This window comes from Gardnerella sp. KA00771 (genome assembly GCF_049244045.1).
GTDB lineage: Bacteria > Actinomycetota > Actinomycetes > Actinomycetales > Bifidobacteriaceae > Bifidobacterium > Bifidobacterium swidsinskii.
In genome coordinates this window covers 1145527-1167244 of the sequence record NZ_CP058368.1, presented here as the reverse complement: position 1 = coordinate 1167244, position 21718 = coordinate 1145527, and the positions used below count along the sequence as shown (strand labels likewise).

At 44.3% G+C, this 21718-nt stretch carries 19 protein-coding genes; 17 read left to right on the top strand and 2 right to left on the bottom strand.

Annotated features, from left to right (window positions below):
- The first annotated feature begins 112 nt into the window (after nucleotides 1-112).
- The 11 genes from rpmE to HXT57_RS04890 all read left to right on the top strand — a co-directional run bounded on the left by rpmE (nucleotide 113) and on the right by HXT57_RS04890 (nucleotide 13012).
- Complete coding sequence (gene rpmE / locus HXT57_RS04940) at nucleotides 113-325, top strand: 50S ribosomal protein L31 (protein ID WP_004118797.1); 213 nt, start codon at nucleotides 113-115, stop codon at nucleotides 323-325.
- A gap of 139 nt (nucleotides 326-464) precedes the next feature.
- The gene (gene prfA / locus HXT57_RS04935) at nucleotides 465-1562 is read left to right on the top strand and encodes a peptide chain release factor 1 (protein WP_012914392.1); all 1098 of its coding nucleotides are present in this window, start codon (nucleotides 465-467) and stop codon (nucleotides 1560-1562) included.
- Nucleotides 1563-1601: 39 nt separating this feature from the next.
- Complete coding sequence (gene prmC / locus HXT57_RS04930) at nucleotides 1602-2516, top strand: peptide chain release factor N(5)-glutamine methyltransferase (RefSeq protein WP_102703200.1); 915 nt, start codon at nucleotides 1602-1604, stop codon at nucleotides 2514-2516.
- A gap of 80 nt (nucleotides 2517-2596) precedes the next feature.
- Nucleotides 2597-3268, top strand: a complete 672-nt coding sequence (locus HXT57_RS04925; protein WP_285089279.1) for an L-threonylcarbamoyladenylate synthase — start codon at nucleotides 2597-2599, stop codon at nucleotides 3266-3268.
- 127 nt (nucleotides 3269-3395) lie between these two features.
- The gene (locus tag HXT57_RS04920; RefSeq protein ID WP_004108465.1) at nucleotides 3396-4499 is read left to right on the top strand and encodes an MraY family glycosyltransferase; all 1104 of its coding nucleotides are present in this window, start codon (nucleotides 3396-3398) and stop codon (nucleotides 4497-4499) included.
- Nucleotides 4500-4735: 236 nt separating this feature from the next.
- A complete protein-coding gene (gene guaB / locus HXT57_RS04915; protein WP_004108463.1) occupies nucleotides 4736-6280 on the top strand; it encodes an IMP dehydrogenase in 1545 nt (514 codons plus the stop codon).
- A 154-nt stretch (nucleotides 6281-6434) separates the two neighbouring features.
- A complete protein-coding gene (gene orn, locus HXT57_RS04910) occupies nucleotides 6435-7142 on the top strand; it encodes an oligoribonuclease (protein ID WP_004107431.1) in 708 nt (235 codons plus the stop codon).
- 57 nt (nucleotides 7143-7199) lie between these two features.
- A complete protein-coding gene (locus HXT57_RS04905) occupies nucleotides 7200-8657 on the top strand; it encodes an ATP-dependent DNA helicase (RefSeq protein ID WP_285089280.1) in 1458 nt (485 codons plus the stop codon).
- Nucleotides 8658-8819: 162 nt separating this feature from the next.
- Nucleotides 8820-10652: a proline--tRNA ligase gene (locus tag HXT57_RS04900; RefSeq protein WP_102703198.1), complete on the top strand. Its 1833-nt coding sequence runs from the start codon at nucleotides 8820-8822 to the stop codon at nucleotides 10650-10652.
- 684 nt (nucleotides 10653-11336) lie between these two features.
- Nucleotides 11337-12299 (top strand): DUF6591 domain-containing protein, encoded by a 963-nt coding sequence (locus HXT57_RS04895; RefSeq protein ID WP_102155679.1) that lies wholly within the window; start codon nucleotides 11337-11339, stop codon nucleotides 12297-12299.
- A 167-nt stretch (nucleotides 12300-12466) separates the two neighbouring features.
- Complete coding sequence (locus HXT57_RS04890) at nucleotides 12467-13012, top strand: hypothetical protein (protein WP_012914386.1); 546 nt, start codon at nucleotides 12467-12469, stop codon at nucleotides 13010-13012.
- A gap of 84 nt (nucleotides 13013-13096) precedes the next feature.
- Here the strand turns inward: HXT57_RS04890 and HXT57_RS04885 are convergent, their stop codons facing one another.
- A complete protein-coding gene (locus tag HXT57_RS04885; RefSeq protein WP_415697850.1) occupies nucleotides 13097-13582 on the bottom strand; it encodes a single-stranded DNA-binding protein in 486 nt (161 codons plus the stop codon).
- A gap of 408 nt (nucleotides 13583-13990) precedes the next feature.
- Between HXT57_RS04885 and HXT57_RS04880 the strand changes: the two genes are divergently transcribed.
- Nucleotides 13991-14296: a hypothetical protein gene (locus HXT57_RS04880; RefSeq protein ID WP_421783474.1), complete on the top strand. Its 306-nt coding sequence runs from the start codon at nucleotides 13991-13993 to the stop codon at nucleotides 14294-14296.
- Between the two features lie 68 nt (nucleotides 14297-14364).
- Nucleotides 14365-14952, top strand: coding sequence for a hypothetical protein (locus tag HXT57_RS04875; RefSeq protein ID WP_244261706.1), 588 nt, complete (start codon nucleotides 14365-14367; stop codon nucleotides 14950-14952).
- A gap of 91 nt (nucleotides 14953-15043) precedes the next feature.
- Here the strand turns inward: HXT57_RS04875 and HXT57_RS04870 are convergent, their stop codons facing one another.
- On the bottom strand, nucleotides 15044-17179 hold the full coding sequence (locus HXT57_RS04870; protein WP_421783472.1) for a M13 family metallopeptidase: 2136 nt from the start codon (nucleotides 17177-17179) through the stop codon (nucleotides 15044-15046).
- A 91-nt stretch (nucleotides 17180-17270) separates the two neighbouring features.
- On the opposite strand from HXT57_RS04870, the gene map reads away from it, so the two are divergent.
- The 4 genes from map to ftsX all read left to right on the top strand — a co-directional run bounded on the left by map (nucleotide 17271) and on the right by ftsX (nucleotide 21711).
- The gene (gene map, locus HXT57_RS04865) at nucleotides 17271-18044 is read left to right on the top strand and encodes a type I methionyl aminopeptidase (protein ID WP_004120872.1); all 774 of its coding nucleotides are present in this window, start codon (nucleotides 17271-17273) and stop codon (nucleotides 18042-18044) included.
- Nucleotides 18045-18124: 80 nt separating this feature from the next.
- Complete coding sequence (gene prfB, locus HXT57_RS04860; protein ID WP_012914383.1) at nucleotides 18125-19261, top strand: peptide chain release factor 2; 1137 nt, start codon at nucleotides 18125-18127, stop codon at nucleotides 19259-19261.
- 63 nt (nucleotides 19262-19324) lie between these two features.
- Nucleotides 19325-20788 (top strand): cell division ATP-binding protein FtsE, encoded by a 1464-nt coding sequence (ftsE, locus tag HXT57_RS04855; RefSeq protein WP_012914382.1) that lies wholly within the window; start codon nucleotides 19325-19327, stop codon nucleotides 20786-20788.
- On the top strand, nucleotides 20788-21711 hold the full coding sequence (gene ftsX / locus HXT57_RS04850; protein ID WP_012914381.1) for a permease-like cell division protein FtsX: 924 nt from the start codon (nucleotides 20788-20790) through the stop codon (nucleotides 21709-21711). The genes ftsE and ftsX overlap by 1 nt, the downstream gene beginning before the upstream one ends.
- Nucleotides 21712-21718: the final 7 nt, after the last annotated feature.

The window sequence follows — 21718 nt, the reverse complement described above, 5'->3', positions numbered from 1 at the left end:
TATGCGGATTATAAGCGCGTCGAGGGTGGTGACTAGAATTACGAAGGTTCCGGTTCACGCTTAGCTATTGGGGCTTTGCGACCCGGGTCGCCCGAATTCCATAGGAGACATTATGAAGCAGGGTATTCATCCCGACTATCACGCAGTGCAGGTTACCTGCTCTTGCGGAAGCACTTTCGTAACTCGTTCTACCGCTGATGGCGATCACATGACGGTTGACGTGTGCTCAAAGTGCCACCCATTCTATACCGGCAAGCAGAAGATTCTCGACACCGGCGGTCGCGTGGCTCGCTTCGAGAAGCGCTACGGTAAGAAGACTAAGTAGCTTTTGTGACGCCAGCCCTGCTTTCGTGTAACTCGCGGAATCGGGGCTGGCGTTTTATGTGCTAAACATGTGTGTTTAATATTTAACATTTAAATTTTTGATTTACAATCCGCGTTAAGCGTGACTACAAAGGAATATGATGGCTGAGTCAGTAGAGGAACAATTCCCGGCAGCAGTTACCGCGTTAGAAGAGTATCGCGATATTGAAAGTCGTATGGGAAGCCCGGAAGTTGCGTCAAATCCGGACGCTATTCGTAAGCTTGGTCGTAGGCACGCAGAACTTGGATCAATCGTAAACGCTTACCTAAATTACAAACAGCTTTGCGACGACTTTGAAGCCGCAAACGAAATGGCAAGCGACGATCCAGATTTCGCTGAAGAAGCTAAGCGCTTAGAAGAGCAGATTCCAGCAGCAAAAGAAAAGCTTCGCACTGCATTAATTCCTAGGGATCCGGATGATGCGCGCGATATGATTATGGAAATTAAAGCTGGCACAGGCGGCGAAGAAGCGGCTTTGTTTGCTGGCGATTTATTGCGTATGTACATGCGTTACGCGGAAAAGCGCGGCTGGACTACCGTAATCCAAAGCGAAAATTCAACGGAACTTGGCGGCGTAAAAGACGTGCAGCTTGCGATTCGAGCAAAAGGTACGCCTGCTCCAGAAGATGGCGTGTGGGCAAGCATGAAGTATGAGGGCGGAGTGCATCGCGTGCAGCGAATCCCAGTTACGGAATCGCAGGGACGTATTCAAACTTCCGCAGCTGGCGTAATCGTGTTCCCAGAAGCAGACGAAGATGACGACGAAATCGAAATCGATCCAAAAGATTTGAAGATCGACATTTTCATGAGCTCCGGCCCTGGTGGGCAGTCCGTGAACACTACTTATTCTGCGGTTCGCATGACACATATTCCAACCGGAATTGTTGTTAGCATGCAAGACGAAAAGTCGCAGATTCAAAACCGTGCGGCAGCCCTTCGCGTGTTAAAGTCTCGTTTGCTCGCTATGAAGCACGAGCAGGAGGCAGCAGAAGCGGCGGATATGCGCCACTCACAGGTGCGTTCGCTCGACCGCTCTGAGCGAATCCGCACGTACAATTTCCCAGAAAATCGTATTGTGGATCATCGCACGAATTACAAGGCTTACAATCTTGATCAGGTTCTTGACGGCGATTTGCAGCCTGTTATCGACAGTGATATTCAGGCGGATGAAGCTGACCGCTTAGCGCAAGCCAAGTAAGTCAAGTAAAATTACTGAAATAACCAAGCAATTCTTAAAATGCAAGAACTTTTGCGAGTTTTGCGCGATGCTGTTAAAAAGCTTGATTCTGCAGGCGTGGAGTCAGCAGAATATGATGCACGCTTGCTGCTGGCTCATGCTTGCGGCGTAAGCTTAGCTGAGCTGAACAAGGCGCTAATACTTGGCGATTTAACCGATTTTTCGCAAGATTATGCTAGTAAATATAGCGATTTTGTATCTAGGCGTGCTTCTCGTGAGCCGTTGCAGCATATTGTTGGTCGCGCGCCTTTTCGCTACTTGGATTTGCAAGTTGGTAAGGGCGTTTTTGTGCCGCGGCCGGAAACGGAAATTGTTGTTGAAGCTGGATTGGATTGGCTTAGAGAGTCTGGTATTAGCAAGCCGACGGTAGTCGATTTATGCGCCGGATCGGGCGCAATTGGATTGTCGATTGCGGCGGAAGTTGCAGACGCGCAAGTATGGGCTGTAGAAAAATCTCCTGAAGCTTTCCAATATTTGCAAAAAAATTTCGAAGAAGCTGCAAAAAAGTGGGAAAATATTCAGATTTTCAGTCGCTATCATGCCGTGCTTGCAGACGCAACCAAATCGCATATTTCGGATTGCACGCCGGAACTTCACGCAATTTGTGGCAAAGTAGATTTAGTAATAACGAATCCGCCTTACGTGCCGGAAAGTCAAGTGCCAGAACAGGTTGAAGTGCGAGAGTATGATCCTCCGCTTGCGCTTTATGGCGGTTCTGCGGACGGCTTGCTTATTCCGGAGCAGATTATGCGTGCGGCTTTTGCGCTGCTTAAGTCTGGGGGAGCGATGGTTATGGAGCACGATATTTCGCAAGGGGATGCGCTTAAAAAGTATGCGGAAAGCGTAGGTTTTTCGCGTGCGCGCGTTGGAAACGACTTAACTGGCAGACCGCGGTACACTTTTGCGGAAAAGTAAAATTTTAATCAAAAATAAAACTTGACTCAAACAGAATAAAATAAGCAAAATAAGCAAAATAAGCAATAAAAGAGGCAAAAATGAGCAAAATTTGCAATATCAACGAAGAATCCCTGCAAATGGCAGCGCAAATTATTAACGAAGGCGGCGTGATTGTAGTGCCGACTGACACCGTGTACGGCGTTGCTTGCGATCCATTCAATGAAGCTGCTGTTGCAAAAATTTACGAGCTTAAGCGCAGACCGCGCACAAAGGCGCTGCAAATTTTAATGAGTGGAGTGGGAGATTTAGAAAAACTTGGGCTTTATTTGCCTTCTCCGCTGGATATTCTAGGCAAAAAGTTCCTTCCGGGCGGATATTCTCCGATTGCGCGTGCGAAGAAGGATTCAGTTGCTTCAAATCTTGCAACGCTGTGCAAAACGAATGAAACTGATGCTCAAAACGATGCGAAAACTCAAGCAACTCAAGGCGTGCGCGTGCCGGATTGCCCTGAATTAATGCAAATTTTGCGAGTCACCGGTCCACTGGCTGCTTCTAGCGCGAATCGCAGCGGTAACGAAAGTGCAGACAGTGTAGAAGAAGCATTTGCAGCTTTCGGCAACGAAATTCCGCTGTATTTGAACGCAGGCCCGACTCGCTCGCACGTGGCAAGCACGGTAGTTGGCGCGGATTCAAGCGATAAAGACGGTATTGTGATTTTGCGCGAAGGCGTGATTTCGGAGAGTGAAATTCGTAATGCGTTAAGTGAGTAAGTTTATTAACTTATTTCTGGTACTAAATTTCTGGTACTAACAAATCGCTACAATCAAAATAAGCAAGCGAAAATTTAGCAAACGCTGCTAAAACCAACGAAGTAATCGCATAGCAAAGGACGCATTCATGAGGGTATACCTGTTTATTGCAGCAATTGCAGGCGGTGCTACGTGGCTTATTATGCCGCTTGTTCGTCACCTTGCAATCCGTATGGGTGCTGTTGGCAAAGTTCGCGCGCGCGATGTGCATACTATTCCAACGCCACGTATGGGTGGTGTAGGTATGCTTTTTGGTTTCGCAGTTGCGATGGCTTTCGCTAGTTCTATGCCATTTATTTCCGGGCTTTTTGCAGGAACGCACCAGCCGTGGGTTGTACTAGCAGGAGCCGTTATGATATGCCTGCTTGGGGTATGCGACGACATTTGGGATCTAGATTGGATGCTAAAGCTTGCCGGTCAGCTGCTTATAGCTGTTTTTGTAGCGTGGGGAGGGTTGCAAATCGTAACTTTGCCGCTAGGATCGCTCGTAACGGCATCTCCAAGCGTGTCAATCGCAATAACTGCAATACTAATCGTTGCTTCAATTAATGCAGTAAATTTTGTAGATGGGCTGGACGGACTGGCTTCTGGAATCGTTGCAATCGGCGGCATTGCCTTCGCAACATACTCATACATGCTTGCGCGCACGTCGCCATCCTACGCTTCAATGGCAACTCTTATTGACGTTGCAATGGTAGGTATGTGCGTTGGATTTATTATGCACAATTGGCATCCAGCAAAACTTTTTATGGGTGACTCAGGCTCCATGTTAATCGGCTACTTAATTACTTGCGCGTCGATTATTATGACCGGCCATTTGGATCCTTCCGCCGTTCATACGAGTATTTATTTGCCTGTATTTATGCCGATTTTGTTGCCGATTCTTGTGCTGTTTTTGCCGGTTCTTGACATGTGCTTGGCTATTTTTAGGCGTGTTGCTAAAGGGCAGTCGCCAATGCATCCGGATCGCATGCACTTGCATCATCGCATGCTGCGCATTGGGCATTCTGTGCAGGGTGCTGTGCTGATTTTGTGGGGATGGGCTGCGCTAATTGCGTTTGGCTCTATTATGATTTTGTTCTTTAAAGCTGTGTATGTGCTTGTTGGAATGATTCTTGCTGCTGCGCTACTTACTGTGCTCACAATGATGCCGTACTTGCGTTGTCGCCTGCCCGAACTTCGCAATTCGTAACAACTGCTTAATTTTGTTTTTCTTAATGTGGCGTGGCGCTCAAAACGTGCGAGTACGCTCGCGCTATAAGCGCTCGCTACGAAACTCGCGTTGGAAGTCCACTGGACTTCCAACTTGAGCGAGTTTCCGCTCCGAATTGCTTTCGCGCGCGCTGTGCTGCGCTCAAGCATGTCGTCGCGCCCGCGTTTGGAGGGTGCGTTTCGGCAAACGTCATAGCAAAAACGTATAGTAACCCTATGGCTACAACTGATATGAACACGGAATCCGTGTATGCTCCTGTTCCACCAATTTTCGAGAAGCTCGGTCTCGCTTATGACGATGTCCTTTTGCTTCCAAACGAAACTGATGTTATTCCGTCCGAAGTGGATACTTCCACTCGTCTGACTCGCGAAATTACCATGAAAGTGCCGACTATTTCGGCAGCTATGGATACTGTTACCGAGTCCGATATGGCTATTGCCATGGCGCGTAACGGTGGCATTGGAGTACTTCACCGCAATCTTTCTATTGATGATCAAGCTGCGCAGGTTGATATTGTTAAGCGCAGTGAATCCGGTATGATTACCGACCCGCTTACTGTTCACCCAGATGCTACGCTCGCCGATTTAGATAAATTGTGCGGGCGTTTCCATATTTCTGGTCTTCCGGTAGTGGATAGCGAAAATCGTTTAGTTGGTATTATTACCAACCGCGATATGCGTTTCATTGCTTCCGAAGACTACGATCGCTTGAAAGTTAAGGACGTGATGACGCGCGAAAATCTCGTCACCGGTCCTTCAAATATTTCTAAGGAAGATGCTCACCGCTTGCTTGCGGATAACAAGATTGAAAAGTTGCCTTTGGTTGATGCTGAAGGTAAGCTTACAGGCTTGATTACTGTTAAGGACTTTGTGAAGACTGAACAGTATCCGGATGCTACTAAGGATGATCAGGGTCGCTTGCGCGTTGCTGCTGGCATTGGCTTCTTGGGTGATGCTTGGCAGCGTGCGTGCGCTCTTATGGAAGCTGGAGTTGACGTGCTTGTGGTCGATACCGCAAACGGCGAGGCTCGCTTGGCTCTCGACATGATTCGTCGCATTAAGGCAGATAAGGCTTTCGACGGCGTGCAAATTATTGGCGGAAATATTGCAACTCGCCAAGGCGCACAGGCTATGATTGACGCTGGCGTTGACGCTGTAAAGGTTGGCGTTGGTCCAGGCTCTATTTGCACTACGCGTGTTGTTGCAGGCGTTGGAGTGCCTCAGCTTACCGCAGTTTACGATGCGGCTCAGGCTTGCAAGGCTGCTGGAATTCCATGCATTGCAGACGGTGGTATTCACTATTCCGGCGATATTGCTAAGGCTTTGGTTGCAGGCGCGGACACTGTTATGCTCGGCGGCACTTTGGCTGGATGTGAGGAAGCTCCAGGCGAGAAGGTTCTTCTTCACGGCAAGCAGTACAAGCTTTACCGCGGCATGGGCTCGCTTGGTGCAATGGCTCCTCGCGGTAAGAAGTCTTATTCGAAGGATCGTTACTTCCAGGCAGACGTTACCAGCTCCGACAAGGTGGTTCCAGAAGGCGTTGAAGGCGAAGTTCCATATCGCGGTCCGCTTAACGCTGTGCTTTACCAGCTTCTCGGCGGCTTACACCAGTCAATGTTCTACGTTGGTGCGCACAATATTAAGGAAATGCAAGAGCGCGGCCGCTTTATTCGCATTACTGATGCTGGCCTTCGCGAATCTCATCCTCACGATATTGTGATGACTGCAGAAGCACCAAACTACAGCGGTTTCCACAACTAAGTCGCGTATAAATCGCAAATAATTTTGCACTAAACGGCGAAAAGTTACGCAAGTTACTCATAACTTGTCTGCTTTTCGTCGTTTTTAATACGCGTCTCGTCGGCGGGAAGATGTAGGCTTGTGGGTTCGAAAAAATATTAGGAAAGGAACGAAAATGGCTGAAGCTAAGGAAGATCTTACTTTTACGCCGGAAGAATCGCGCTTAATTTGGATTGATTGCGAGATGACTGGACTCGATATTTTCCACGACGAATTATGCGAAGTATCTGTAGTTCCAACCGACTTTAATCTGAAAGTTTTGGACGACGGCATTGATTTAGTGATTAAGCCAAGCGATGCTGCTGTGGCTCACATGAACGATTTTGTACGCAATATGCACACTTCTTCTGGGCTTGTTGACGAGTGGAATAAGAACGGTTTGCCGTTAGAAGAAGCGCAAAAGCAGGTTGTTGAGTACGTAAAGCGTTTCCTGCCAGCTCGCGGAAAAGCGCATCTTGCTGGAAACTCAGTTGGTTCTGACAAAAAATTCCTCGACCGTTACATGCCAGATTTAATGGCAAATCTGCACTATCGCGTAATCGACGTAAGCACGTTGAAGGAAATTTCACGCAGGCTTTACCCGGACGTTTACCGCAATAAGCCGGCAAAACACGGCGGTCACCGCGCGCTCGCGGATATTATTGAGTCGATTGATGAGCTTCGTTACTACCGCGATATGATGTTCGTTCCAGCTCCAGGCCCAAGCGAGTCTCAAGCAAAAGCCGGTGCGCAACACATTGAAAGCACGAGCTTGCTTCGTGACTATGAGCGTCGCGGAGAGGCGCTAGAAGACGTAAATTCCGCAGAAAAGCGCGACTACTAAACACAACGCTACTATTAAATAAAGCGCGACTACTAAACGCAATAAAAGGTACTGCCAATGAAGCAATCCGAAGCCTTAACCATAATCAACGCTGGCGCGAGCGCGTTCATTACCGGTGCTCCGGGTGCAGGTAAAACCTACGTATTAAACGAAGCTATTCGCGCAATGCGAAAGAACGGTTTAAGCGTTGCTGTAACTGCCTCTACCGGTATTGCGGCAACGCACTTAAACGGTCAAACCATTCACTCGTGGAGTGGAGTTGGAGTTTCAAACGCGCTTACGGATACGCTTCTTAAAACCATTAGAGCTAGGCGAGGAAAGCGCATAAAAGCCACGGACGTGCTCGTGTTGGACGAAGTTTCCATGATTCACGCGTGGCTTTTTGACATGGTTGATGAAGTTTGCCGGAAGGTGCGCAAAAATCCCGCTCCTTTCGGCGGGCTTCAAGTAGTTATTTCGGGCGACTTCTTCCAATTGCCGCCTGTTAGCACTTCTATGCGAAATCGTGACGTGTTCGAGCCGAGCTCGGAGTTTATTTCGTCGCGCGAAAAGTATACTGCAGCTGGAAAAAATCCGGAAGGCTATATTACGGAATCGTTTGCATGGGACGCTTTGAAACCTGTTGTGTGTTACTTAACTGAGCAACATCGTCAAGACGACGGCAAGTTGCTAGAAGTTTTGACGGATATTCGTAGCGGTCTCGTGAGTGACGACGATAAGCAAGTGCTTGCTAGCCGCCTTGGTGAGTATCCGCAAGATGACGAAGTTGCAGTACATCTTTTCCCAACGAACTCGCAAGCAGATGGCTTAAATAATATGCAGCTTGCGGAAATTAATGCTGAGCCTCACGAATTCGTTGCAACGGAAGCCGGGCCTAAAAATCTTGTTGATCGCTTAAAAAAGAATATGCTTGCTCCGGAGCGTTTAGTTTTGAAGGCCGGAGCTGCTGTGATGGCGTTGCGAAACGATCAGGAAAAGCAGTACGTAAATGGCTCTGTTGGGCGTGTGTTGCGTTTTGCGCCTGAATCTAAGGGTGGCTGGCCGATTGTTGAGTTTGAAAACGGCAATATTGTGACGCTTAAGCCTGCAGCGTGGGAAATGACGGACGGTGAGACTGTACTTGCTAGCGTAAATCAAGTGCCGCTTCGTTGCGCGTGGGGAATTACGATTCATAAGTCGCAAGGTATGACTCTCGATAGTGCGGTAATGGATTTGCGTAGAACTTTCGCTCCTGGAATGGGATATGTTGCGCTTTCTCGCGTGGAAAATCTGGGCGGTCTTTATTTGGAAGGTATTAACGATTGCGCGTTTAGCGTTTCGGCGGATGCTGTACTGCTAGACGGATCTTTGCGTGAGGCGTCAAGGTGCGCAAGTGAGCTGCTTGCTAGCGATGGGGCTTCCGCGTTTGTTGCTAAAAAAGCAGATGGTGATTTTGCGGATCAGCAGGAGTTTAGTCTTTTTGAAAATGCCGGTGATGGCGTTACGGACGAATTTTCTTTCGACGACGAGTTTTAATATTCTATAAGCTTTTGCCTTGTGCACGGCATAAACTACTCACACCTGAGTCGTTTTGGTCGCTTTGTTATATTTTTGCACGTTATGATTTAATCGAGTATTACTTTTGTTGATGCGTGTAAACAAGTGTTTATGTCCTCATGCGCAAATAGATTGGAACGCATGAATTCCAATGTACTTCGTATGTCTCAGCTATTCCTTCGTACGCTGCGCGAGGATCCTGCAGACGCGGACGTGACTTCCGCAAAACTTATGCAGCGCGCAGGCTATATTCGTAAATCTGCACCAGGTGTGTGGACTTGGCTTCCGCTAGGACTTAAGGTTTTGAACAAGGTTCAGGCGATTATTCGCGACGAAATCAACGGTATCGGTGCGCAGGAAGTTCACTTCCCGGCACTTCTTCCGCGCGAGCCTTACGAGGCTACCAACCGTTGGGAAGAATATGGCGACAATATCTTCCGTCTTAAAGATCGTCATGAGGCTGACTATCTTCTTGCTCCAACGCACGAAGAAGTTTTCACGCTCCTTGTTAAGGATATGTATTCTTCTTACAAGGATTTGCCTGTTACTTTGTACCAGATTCAAACGAAGTATCGCGACGAATTTCGCCCGCGCGCTGGTCTTATTCGCGGCCGCGAGTTTATTATGCAGGATGGTTACTCGTTCTCGATTGACGAAGATGGTTTGAAATCTGCTTACGTTGAGGAGCGCGCTGCTTACGCTCGTATTTTCGACCGTTTGGGCATTAAATACGTGATTGTTCACGCTGTTTCCGGCCCAATGGGTGGTTCTGATTCCGAGGAATTCTTGGCTCCAATGCCAATTGGTGAAGATACTTTTGCGCTCGCACCTTCAGGAAAAGCTTGGAATGTTGAGGCTCTTACCACTCCAGAAATGCAAGATGTTGATTACTCAGCAACTCCTGCAGCGCAATCTCTCGAAACTCCAGACGCTAAGACGATTGAAGCTTTGGTTAAGGTTTCTAACGACTTGCATCCGCGTAAAGATGGTCGCGAATGGCAAGCTTCCGACACTTTGAAGAACCTTATTATTGCTGTTAAGCACCCAGCTGATGCTGAAGGCGGCGAGCATGAGGAACCATGGCGCGAAATCGTGGCGATTGGTATTCCAGGGGATCGCCAAGTAGATATGAAGCGTCTTGAAGCTCAGTTTGCTCCTGCAGAAATCGAAGAAGCAACTGAGGATGATTTGAAGTCTCATCCTGAGTTTGTTAAGGGCTACATTGGTTTTAGCGTATTAGGTCCTCAAGCTCGCAAAGAGGGTAGGGGTATTGCAAATCCTGTCCGCTACTTGATGGATGCTCACGTTGCAAAGGGAAGTGCCTGGATTACAGGAGCTGACGAAGACGGAAAGCATGTTTACAACGCTGTTTACGGTCGCGATTTTGAAGCTGATGGTGTTGTTGAAGCAGCCCAGGTTCGCGATGGTGATATGAGCCCAGATGGTTCCGGTCCGTTGAGCTTCGAACGCGGTGTGGAAATTGGTCAAGTGTTCCAGCTTGGCTTAAAGTATTCTAAGGCTTTGGGCTTAAGCGTTCTTAACGAAAATGGTAAAGCTGTGCCAGTTTGGATGGGTTGCTACGGTATTGGCGTTAGCCGCGTGATCGCATGCTTGGCAGAAACACATCACGACGACGCTGGTCTCGCATGGCCTATGGCAATTGCTCCAGCTCAAGTTCATGTTGTTGCAACAGGCAAAGATCAAGTTGCTTTCGACGCTGCTGAAAAGGTTGTTGAAGAGCTTAGTAAGCAGGGAATCGAAGTAATCTTTGACGACCGTCCAAAGGTTTCTCCAGGCGTAAAGTTTAAGGATGCTGAGCTTGTTGGCGTACCGCTGATTGCTGTAGCAGGTCGCGATACCGTGAACAACGGTACGATTGAAATCCGCGATCGTAACGGCTCAAATGTTGAAGCAGTCCCAGTTGACGAGGCTGCTGCTCGAATCGTTGAGCGCGTCAGTGAGCTCTTAGCTTAATTCATTGTCTTAAAAAATTTGCTATCTGCTTTTACGAAAAACGTGGGTGTATCTTTGTATATCCCACGTTTTTTGTATATGTTTTATGTACAAAAGTAGATTTTCATATGATTATGTTATTGTGTCCGCGAGCGTATCTAAAACTTACATTGTATATTGTGAAAGTGCCAGTTTTGTAAGAATTACAATTAAGAAAAACTTTTTTCGCATTATATTTTTCTTAAATACTGCAAGTATGGAAAACTTCATGATTGAGTTCGGTATTAGTATGCTTGATTACATTATTTTTTACAGTTATAAGAGTTGTACAAGCATAGAATGTAAACTGTTGAAGATGAAGTAATGTAGCTATATCAGTTTTCCATACGAAAGTAGTTATATTATAATGTTATACCCAGATTGAAAGGATGAAAATAATGAAATGCAGTAATTGTGGTGCAGAATGTTATGGTACAGTATGCAAGCAATGTGGAATGAATTTCGAAACTCATAAAATAGAGTTACTTCCTACTGCGGCACAAACGAACTCTGCTACCCCCCCCTACATCTTATACGCAAAATTATGCATTTCCAGCTTATCCGGGTAATGTAGCAGCTTATCAGAAGCGTAAAAAACCGATTTATCGAAGATGGTGGTTTTATTTACTTGTAATTGCAGCTATCATTTCAATTGCTAATATTGCTATGCATAGAGATAAAACTATTAATTGGGATGAGATGGTTTTGAGTGCTCAGTTGCCCAAGCCTCCTTCTGATAAAGGTGATGTCATTATTAATTCTGCAGATGAGCTTGATGTTGATATTAAAGACATTTCTGCTAAACAATATAACGATTATACTGTAGATTGTAAGACGAAAAAGGGTTTTACAATTGATGCGGAATCTGATTCCTCAGGATATAAAGCCTACAATAATAAAGGTTATAAATTAGATTTGACCTATTATGAGTCAAGTAAAGAATTGAGTATTCATCTTAATAAGCCGATGGAAATGTCGTCTATTGTATGGCCTTCTAGCAAAGCTGCTAGTCAATTGCCTGTTCCAAAGTCTACTATTGGTAATTTCATTTCAGACAGTGACGATAATCTGAATGTGTATGTTGGTAATACAAGTAGAGAAGATTACAATAATTATGTGAAGGCTTGTGCTGATAGAGGTTTCAAGGTTGGATACGACAATTCAAAGAACAGGTATTCTGCTAAGAATGATGCAGGGTGGGATCTTTCGCTATCCTATGAGGGGAATAGCGTAATGAATATAATGCTTTCAGCTCCAGATAATAATTCTGGTAGTAATGATAATAAGAAGTCAACTAATTCAAAAGATTCATCAAATAGCGCAGAATCTAAGTCTGCTAAACCGCAGCAAAATGATGCTAAATCTGCTAATGGTTTGCGTAGTGATTTTAAGGCAGCTATGGATAGCTATGAATCAACTATGAATGAGTATGTTGAATTCATGAAAAAGTATAAAGCTAATTCAAGTGATGCTGAACTTATCTCGGAATATGCAGATTATATGCAGAAATATGCTGATATGACGGATAAATTCCAAAGTTGGAAGAGCAATAATCTCAACAATGCAGAGTTGTCATATTATCTTGCTGTTCAAGCTAGAGTCACAAAGAAACTAGCTGAAGTAGCATAAATAGTATCAGTGTTTCTCATTGCTGTTTTGTAATAAGAAATAGTAGAAATTAGTTACCACTGTGTTCTAGTTTCTACTATTTCTTAACTATAAATTTAATTTGTATAGATAGAGAAATCTTACATATTAGAAATAAATATTAAAATTTTGAATAGGGAGTGATATATATGAAAAAGTTCAAAATTCCACAAATTGTTAATTTTATTTTTATCTTGATTGGTTTATTAGGTTTGTGGTTGCCGTATGCAACTTCTACTAATGAGCAAAAACAATTTATACTTAGTAATCCTGATGCAATTGCCATTGGTGCATTGAATATGAAATATAGAGATATGATTGATTTGTCTATGATAAAATATTTTCGGTTTTATTTGTATATAGTGAATAATCCCAAAAAAATGATCTTTGCGCGCACTGATGTAATGATTGATTTAGTTCTTATTAGTATACTGGCTGTTTCTATACTTTTTATTGTCTTATTTACTCTATTGAATAAGCCTATTGGTAATATTGTCTTTGCATTCCTTATGCTTGGTGCTTCGCTTATTATGAATTATGATATGGTAAGTCGTGGTGTTATTCCTTCGAAAAGTTACACATATGGAATTAGTTACTATCTTTATGTCATACTTGCGATAGCAATTATCATTTGTTCAATAGCTAATATTGTTGTAAATAAAATAGATAAAAAGAAAATTATAAATAGATATTAAATTTGTGAAATTTGCCGCCAGGAATACTACTATTCTTGGCGGCATTATTGTTTATCGTGGTGCGTGAAGTATTATTTACTTTCTTTAGATATCAGCATCACCTCCATATTCGTCGTCCGTGCTGTCTGAGTGAGAGTCAGTACGTTCTATTTTCTCGTTTTGTGACTGATTGCTGTCTTTCGTATGATCATTTTTAGCGGAATCAGCGTTTCGCTTTGTAAATTGCGTAGTTCCGCGATTTAAATCGTGCCCAATAGCAGAAGCTTCCAAAATTACGCGATTATAATCGTTTCCATCTTTTGTCCAGCTTTCTGTACTCAAATTGCCATATACAACGATTGCATCGCCTTTATGAACGCTTTTTAGCACGTTTGAAGCCAAAGTCCTATACGCTTTCACAGTCATCCAAGTAGTTGGACGCTCATGCCATTGCTGTTCGTCGTTGCGGTAATATGATTGCGTGCTCGCGATTCGTAGCGAACAAGCCGGAGAATTTTCACTTCGCCCAAAGTTTACAGGCTCAGCGCCTACGTATCCACTAATAGTCACGGTCGACTGTTGTTGTGCCATATTTCATAGTCCTTTCACAAATGGACTGCAGCCATTTCAGCCCCGAAATACAGAGCCATCATTGCCTCTGAGCTTCGCAGCCACGAGGAAATGCCGCAGTAATAACAACTATGAACTTTGCGCAACAACTTTGCCAGCAAACTTTTCTATTGTGGTTAAAACCTAGGTTTTATCCACAATGTAATTGATCTCTTGACTACAGCAAAATATTTAGTAAAAGCTCAACAATTAACTGTGCATACGTAATCATTCCTCATTGCAGGGTAGTATTGAGCAAACGTATTGAAAATATTGAATGTAGTGAAGAAGATATTTATGGTGGAAAGTAATCAGCAATATGCGAAGCATAAATCTAATATGCGCATAAGTTAGGTTAGTATTCTTGTTATTTCGGCTGTATGCCTAACTGTGTGTGCAATATCGCAAAATTTTGCTGATTTTACTTTAGAACATTCTAAGGCGTATCATCAGGCGTATAATCGCGAATATCATCACGAATATCATCAAAATCCAATAATTCAAACAACTAATTCTGCTTCTTCTGCATCTTTTATTCAGTCAAGTAATGTAGCGCGTTACGTTCTTTCTTCTATTCGAAGCGCAAGATCTAGGCTTTACGATGATCGCAGCACGTATTTTAATGGCGTTCCTTTGCAAGATTACGTGAGCCGCTACGGTCTTACTAAAGAAGCGTATGTTAATAATATTCAGTAGGATTCTGCAAATGAAGAGGATGCTTTCCGTCGCGCGCAAGAAACCGCCAGCATGGGCAGTTTGGCCATTTGGGCCCAGATGGTGTGAGCGAGCCTGATTACACTGGCCGAAAAGCGTGGGGTGAAAATTTAAGTTGGGGTGTGGATCTTGCTGGTTCTATGCAATTGTGGATTCAAGATGAAGAGTCGGCTTTGCGCGCAACCGGCGGAAGTTTTAACGAAGATAATGGTCATTTGTATCAGATTTTGAATCCTAGCAATATTTCTTTCGGTTACGGAGAGGCTTCGGGCGGCCCTTATGGTGTTGTTGGAGCGTTGACACTGTCGGAATATAACGGTGATATTGATTATCTGGATGGCAAGATTGGCCCAGAATCTCCCGAAGAGCAAAAAAAGCGTGCTGAAGAGGAGCGAAAGAAGAAGGAAGAGCAGAAGCGTAAAGACGAGGAAGCTAAGAAGAAAAAAGCTTTGGCTAAAAAGAAGCATTTGAAGCATAAGCATCATAAAAAGTTAGCGAAAGCTATGAAGAAAAATGCTTCAACGTATAAATTTATTGTGATTATTTCTGCGATTTTAAGCGTGCTTGTTTTGTGCACTATTGCAGTGGTGGCTTGGATTTTCTTAAGACGAAGAATGATTTCTAAAAATAGAAAATAATAAGCCTGCAAACGTTTATTAAGCGTCTGCAGGCTTCTATTTTTGACTTATTCGCGACTTATTTGCGATTTATTTGCGATTTATTCGCAACTTACCAAATGTGCACGCGCTCAGCAGGGTCGAGCCACATCTCGTCGCCTTCTTTAACGTCGAAAGCATCGTAGAACAAGTCTACGTTTCGAGCAATGCCGTTAGTGCGGCATTCGGCTGGGGAGTGCGGGTCGATTTGAAGCAGCTGTTCCGCAATTTCATTACGAGCCTTGGAACGCCATACCAACGCGTAGCTTAAGAAGAATCGTTGCAAAGCAGTGAAACCATCAATTTTAGGAGCGTTCAGCAAAGTTTCGCGAATCGCATCTTCACTTCCGTCAATTTCATGCCCTTCACTCTTTTGCAAAGCGAAAGCGTATGCTTTAAGCGCAATAGTTACGCCGCTTAAATCGCCAATATTCTCGCCGATTGTTAAAGCACCGTTTACGTGAGGCATCGCATTGCGCTCTTCTTTGCTCTTTAAGTGAGAGTACTTAACAATCAGCTGCGTTGGTGTAAAAGCATTGTATTGTTCAATAAGCTTCTTAGTGCGCTCAGCAAAGTTAGCTTTGTCTTCTTCAGTCCACCAATTGTTAAGCACGCCGTCGCCGTCGTATTCGCAACCCTGATCGTCAAAACCGTGGCCGATTTCATGACCAATCACGGCACCAATAGCGCCGTAATTTGCTGCGTCTGGAGCGCTTGGGTTAAAGAATGGTGGTTGCAAAATAGCAGCTGGGAACACGATTACGTTCAGCAGAGGATCGTAGTAAGCGTTCACAGTTTGCGGAGTCATCTGCCATTCTTCGCGATCCACAGGATTTCCGGCTTTTGCAGTATTTTTACCAAAGCCAAATCGATAAACTTCGCGCATATTATCAACTAAGTCAGCGTCTTCCTTAATATTTAGCGCAGAGTAGTCAACCCAATGGTTTGTGTAACCAATATTTGGCTCAAATTTACTAATCTTTTCCAAAGCCTTCGCTTTAGTTTCCTCACCAAGCCAGGTGCTGTGCGAAATCGACTCACGGTAAGCGTTAATAAGATTGTCAACTAAGCCTTGCATATATTCCTTAGAAGACTCAGGGAAATGCAATCGCACGTATTCGCGTCCAACTTCCTCACCACAAGCATCGTCAACAACTCCGACTGCTCGCTTCCAACGGTCGCGCTGCTTTGTGGCACCAGAAAGCACCTTGCCGTAGAAGTCGAATCGCGCTTGTGCAAAATCTTCACTAAGTAAGCTTGCCCAGCGCAAAATCACGTGCACGCGCGCCCAAAGCTTTAAATCTTCTAAGTCGGCTTCTTGCCAAATCTTATTCAAACCTTCCATAAAGCTTGGCTCGTGAACTACAACTTTGTTAAAAGCTTCACGAAGATTGATTGGTTGATGTTCTGCTTCTTCTGAGTTATCGTACGCTTTTTGTGCAGCATCTAAGAAGGCGTCGAGATTCAGCGCTTCAAGATTTTTTGCCAAATCAGCATAATTGCAAGGATTATAAGTTTTTTGAGAATCGCGAGTTGCTACGTTATCCCAATGGTAGCTCGCTATTTTAGTTTCAACATTCAAGAAACGCTCGGCTTGCGCTTGTGTAGTAGTTGCGTCTCCGTAGCCTGCTAAGCGCAGCAAAGAAGCTACCATTTTTACATATTCAGTGCGAATTGGAGCGTAGTTATCTTCGCGATAGTATGCTTCGTCTGGCAAGCCCAATCCCGATTGCTCAATATGCATAATATTCGTCTTAGGATCTTTAGGGTCTCCGTAAACGCCAAAATAAAACATTGCATCTGGACCGCCGTACGGATTAAGCGCGCCAATAGTGCGAACCAAATCTTCCTTAGTTTCTGCTGAATCCACAGCGTCTAAATCGCCCTTAATTGGCGTAATTCCAGCTTTTTCAATAGATGCGGTATCCAAATAGTTACGGTATAAGGTTTGCGACTTTTTGGCTGGGCAATTTTCGTTTTCTAAAATATCTCGAATTTGCTTTTCTGCATCTTCTGCAAGCTTGTGGAAAGCACCATACATTGGTTTGTCTTCTGGGAGAGTGTAAGTGTCAATCCAAGGACCGTTTATGTAACGGAACAAGTCGTCTTGTGGACGAATAACCGACGAGAAGGAGGCTGGGTCAAAATCTACAGCAGAAATTTCCTTCTGCGATTCCTTATTATTACTATTATTATTGTTGTTAGACATGTGATTAGCTTACAAGTATTAAGCGACACTATTGGTTAGTATTTTCGCTATATTTTGCTTTATTTTCGTGCCTGCGCGTTAGTCTTGAAGCATGATTGAACTTAAAACTCCATCTGAAATTGAAGCGATGAAGCCTGCAGGTCGCTTCGTCGGTAGTATTCTTAAAGACTTGAAAGCAATGACCAAAGTTGGCACGAATCTTCTTGAGATTGATGATTTCGTTCGCCAGCGTATTATGAGCCGCAAAGGTGCGTCTTCTTGCTATGTTGATTACGCTCCTGATTTTGGTACAGGTCCTTTTGCGCACTATATTTGCACGTCTGTAAACGATGCTGTTCTTCACGGAGTTCCTTTTGATTATAACCTTAAAGACGGCGATTTGTTGACTCTTGATTTGGCAATTAACGTAGACGGCTGGGTTGGAGATTCCGCTATTAGTTTCGTTGTTGGAAAGCATGCAGATCCTGAGGATTTGCGCTTGATTAAGTGCACTGAGGAAGCTTTGGAGGCTGGCATTAACATGGCTCAGCCTGGCAACCGTCTTGGCGATATTTCTGCAGCTGTTGGTTGCGTTGCTCACGAGTACGGCTACAGCGTAAATCTTGAGTTTGGCGGTCACGGAGTCGGTCATATTATGCATGGCGATCCGCACGTTCCTAACGATGGCACTGCTCACCACGGCTACAAGCTTCGCCCAGGTTTAGTTATTGCAATTGAGCCATGGTTCTTAAAGACTACTGACGAAATTTACCAGGATCCTAAGGATGGTTGGACTCTTCGCTCTGCTGATGGTTCTCGCGGTGCTCACAGCGAGCACACGATTGCAATTACGGAAAACGGTCCTGAGATTTTGACCGTGCGCTAAACTTATCAATAGTTGATTTTGTAAGTATTTTGCGAGTAGTAATTGCGTAAAACAGGTATGTAAAGAGGTACTTTAAGTAAATGGCGGAATTTGATTTTTCCCAAGCATTAAATGATGTTGAAGCAAAGTATTCTTCGATTTCTAAAGCACTAGACGTCGATTCGTTGAAGGCTACGATTGCTGATTTAGAAAAGCAGGCTGCAGAGCCTGGACTTTGGGATGATTCTGAGCATGCTCAGCAGGTTACGAGTAAGCTTTCCGCGGCTCAGTCTCAGTTGAAGCGTTTGCAAGCTGTAGATCAGCGCATTGAAGATACTAAGACTTTAATTGAGCTTGGCCAAGAAGAAGGCGATGCTGATTCTATGAGCGAGGCTCAAGAAGAGCTTGGAAATATTGCTCACGAGTTGGACGATATGGAGGTTCAGACTCTTCTTGACGGCGAATATGATGCTCGTTCTGCAGTTGTTACGATTCGCTCTGGTGCGGGCGGCGTGGATGCTGCTGATTTTGCTCAAATGCTTCTTCGTATGTACTTGCGCTGGGCTGAGCGAAACGGTTACAAAACTAAGATGATGGACACGTCTTATGCGGAAGAAGCTGGTATTAAATCCGCTACTTTCCAAGTGGATGCCCCGTACGCGTATGGTCGTCTTTCTGTAGAAGGCGGTACTCACAGAATGGTTCGTATTTCGCCATTCGATAATCAAGGCCGTCGACAGACTGGCTTTAGCGCAGTGGAAGTAATCCCTTTGGTTGAAGCTACAGATCATATTGATATTCCAGATTCGGATATTCGCGTGGATACTTTCCAGGCTTCAGGGCCAGGAGGTCAGGGCGTGAACACTACGTATTCTGCTGTTCGTATTACGCATTTGCCAACCGGCTTGGTTGTTTCTATGCAAGATGAGCGAAGTCAGATTCAGAACCGCGCCGCTGCAATGGCAGTTTTGCAATCGCGTTTGCTTGTGCTTAAGCATGCTGAGGAAGCTGCAAAAAAGAAGGAACTTGCTGGAGATATTAAGGCAAGTTGGGGAGATCAAATGCGCTCTTACGTGCTTCACCCTTATCAGATGGTGAAGGATTTGCGCACTGGTTACGAAACTTCACAAACTCAAGCTGTTTTTGACGGCGATATTGACGGTTTTATTGAAGCTGGCATTCGTTGGCGTCACGAGCAGCGAGTTGCAGCTCAAAAAGAAGCTGAAGCAGAATCTTAAATAAAACTAAAGCTAGAACTAAAAACCAACAATTACACATAATCTTCGGAAGGAATTGAAACAATGTCGCTGATTTCATTAGATCATGTGTCAAAAATATATCCTCGAGGTACACGTCCTGCATTAGACGATGTGTCTTTGCATGTAGATCGCGGAGATTTTGTGTTTCTTGTTGGCGCTTCCGGTTCTGGTAAAACTACATTGCTTAGTTTGCTGCTTCGTGAAGAAGAAGCAAATGGTGGGGAAATTCACGTAGCTGGTAACGATTTGCGCAGACTTTCTAACCGACAAGTGCCGCAGTATCGTAGATCTCTTGGCTTTATTTTCCAGGATTATAAGCTGCTTAATAATAAAACAGTTTACCAAAATGTTGCTTTTGCTTTGGAAGTGATTGGCACGAGTCGGTCTACGATTCGTTCACTTGTTCCTCGTGTTCTTGAAACGGTTGGTTTGACTGGTAAAGAAAATAATTACCCACACGAGCTTTCTGGCGGTGAGGCGCAGCGAGTTGCAATTGCTCGCGCATACGTCAATCACCCTCAAATTATTCTTGCAGATGAGCCTACTGGTAATTTGGATCCAACTACTTCTCTTGGAATTATGGAAGTTTTGGATGCTATTAACCGAACTGGCACAACGATTGTTATGGCTACGCATAATGAGGAAATTGTGAACTCAATGCGTAAGCGAGTTGTGGAGCTTCATGCTGGAAAAATTGTGCGTGATGAGCGTGAAGGATCATATGATTCTGCATTGTATTTCCCAGATAGTGAAGTTGAGCATAATTCTAAAGCACAACAAACTGTTGAAAATTCTCAAGATCAATCAGATCGCGATGCTCAAAAGTCAATTGCTCAATCTGAGCATACTGAACGTCATAAGAGGCTTTCTAAAAAAGCTCAACGTGCTGCTCAGGCGCGTGAAGTTGTTGACATGGTAACGCAATCGTTGAAGAGTGACACTTCAGAAAATGAAGGAATCGCACGTTTGGCTCAGTCTGTTCATTCTGGCAGAACTGGTCGTTACGGCGAAGTGTTCCAGTCTTTGGAAACAACGATGACTTGGGGACGAGGATTGATTTCTTCAAACGATAATGAAGATGTTGAAGAGAATGATTCAGAAGTTGAGATTTCGGAAGATAATAAAGAATCCTCTGAAGTTGCCGGAAATTCTGAAACTGCAGAAACTGCTAATACTACTGAGACTACTGAGACTACTGATAATCACGAAACTGCAGAAACTAATGAATCTCACGAATCTCACGAAACTGCTGAAACTAATGAATCTACTGAATCTACTGAAAACTCTGAAGTGAGCGAAGAATCACAATCCGAAACCGGCGATGAGTTGCAGTCAGAAGCAGAAAGTAAGTTACAATCCGATGTTGAATCTGAGCGTAAATCTCAGCTTCCTCCTATGCCTCCAGCTCCGCCTAAGCCACCTGTTGCAGCTGAAAATACTAATAATGAGAACATTAGTGTTGACGATAGCAATAATGACATTAATAAAACTGAAGGAGCAGAGTAATGCGTTTACGATTTATTTTTTCCGAAACTTGCATTAGTTTGCGTCGTAATGTTTCGATGATTCTTTCGGTTATGCTTGTAACGTTCATTTCTTTCCTTTTTATTGGTGTTTCAGTGCTTATGCAAGCGCAGATTACCAAGGCAAAAGGTGACTGGTATGACAAAGTAGAAGTGGTTGCCTGGCTGTGCCCGGATGGAACTAGCCAATCTCCTTCTTGTGCTTCTGGAAAAGCACCTACTGATGCCGAAATTGTAAAATTGGAGCATATTATTCACCAAGAATTAGGCGATGATGTTTCAAATATCACTTATGTTAGCCGCAATGAATTTTATAAAAACACATTCTTAAAGCAATATCCTAACGGAATGTATCAAGGACGTACTTTAACTGCGGCAGACATGCAAGATTCGTTGCGCTTGAAGCTTACTAATCCTATGAAATATCAGGTTGTCTCAGAAGTTCTTTCTGGACGCGATGGTGTGGAAGAAGTTGTTGATCAGCGTCAGATTTTTGATCCTGTTTTCAGTGTGCTTAATCGCGCTACTGTTGTGACAATTGTGCTTGCAGCAGTTATGGTTGTTGTAGCGATTATGCTTACTGGCACTACGATTCGAATGTCTGCTGCTAGCCGTCGTCAAGAAACCGAAATTATGCGCTTAGTTGGTGCCTCTAACTGGACTATTCGTATGCCGTTTCTTCTTGAAGGAGCGTTCGCGTCGTTTGTGGGTTCTTTACTTGCTGGTGCTGCGCTAAGTTTAGTAGTTAAAGTTTTTGTAACTGATTGGCTTGCGCAGAATGTGCGTTGGATGCCATTTGTTACTCAAACAACTGTGTGGCTATGCGTTCCAATACTTGTAGCTGGTGCAGTAGTGTTATCTATAGTTGCTTCTGCTATTGCTTTGAGGCGATACTTAAAAGCTTAAAATGCAA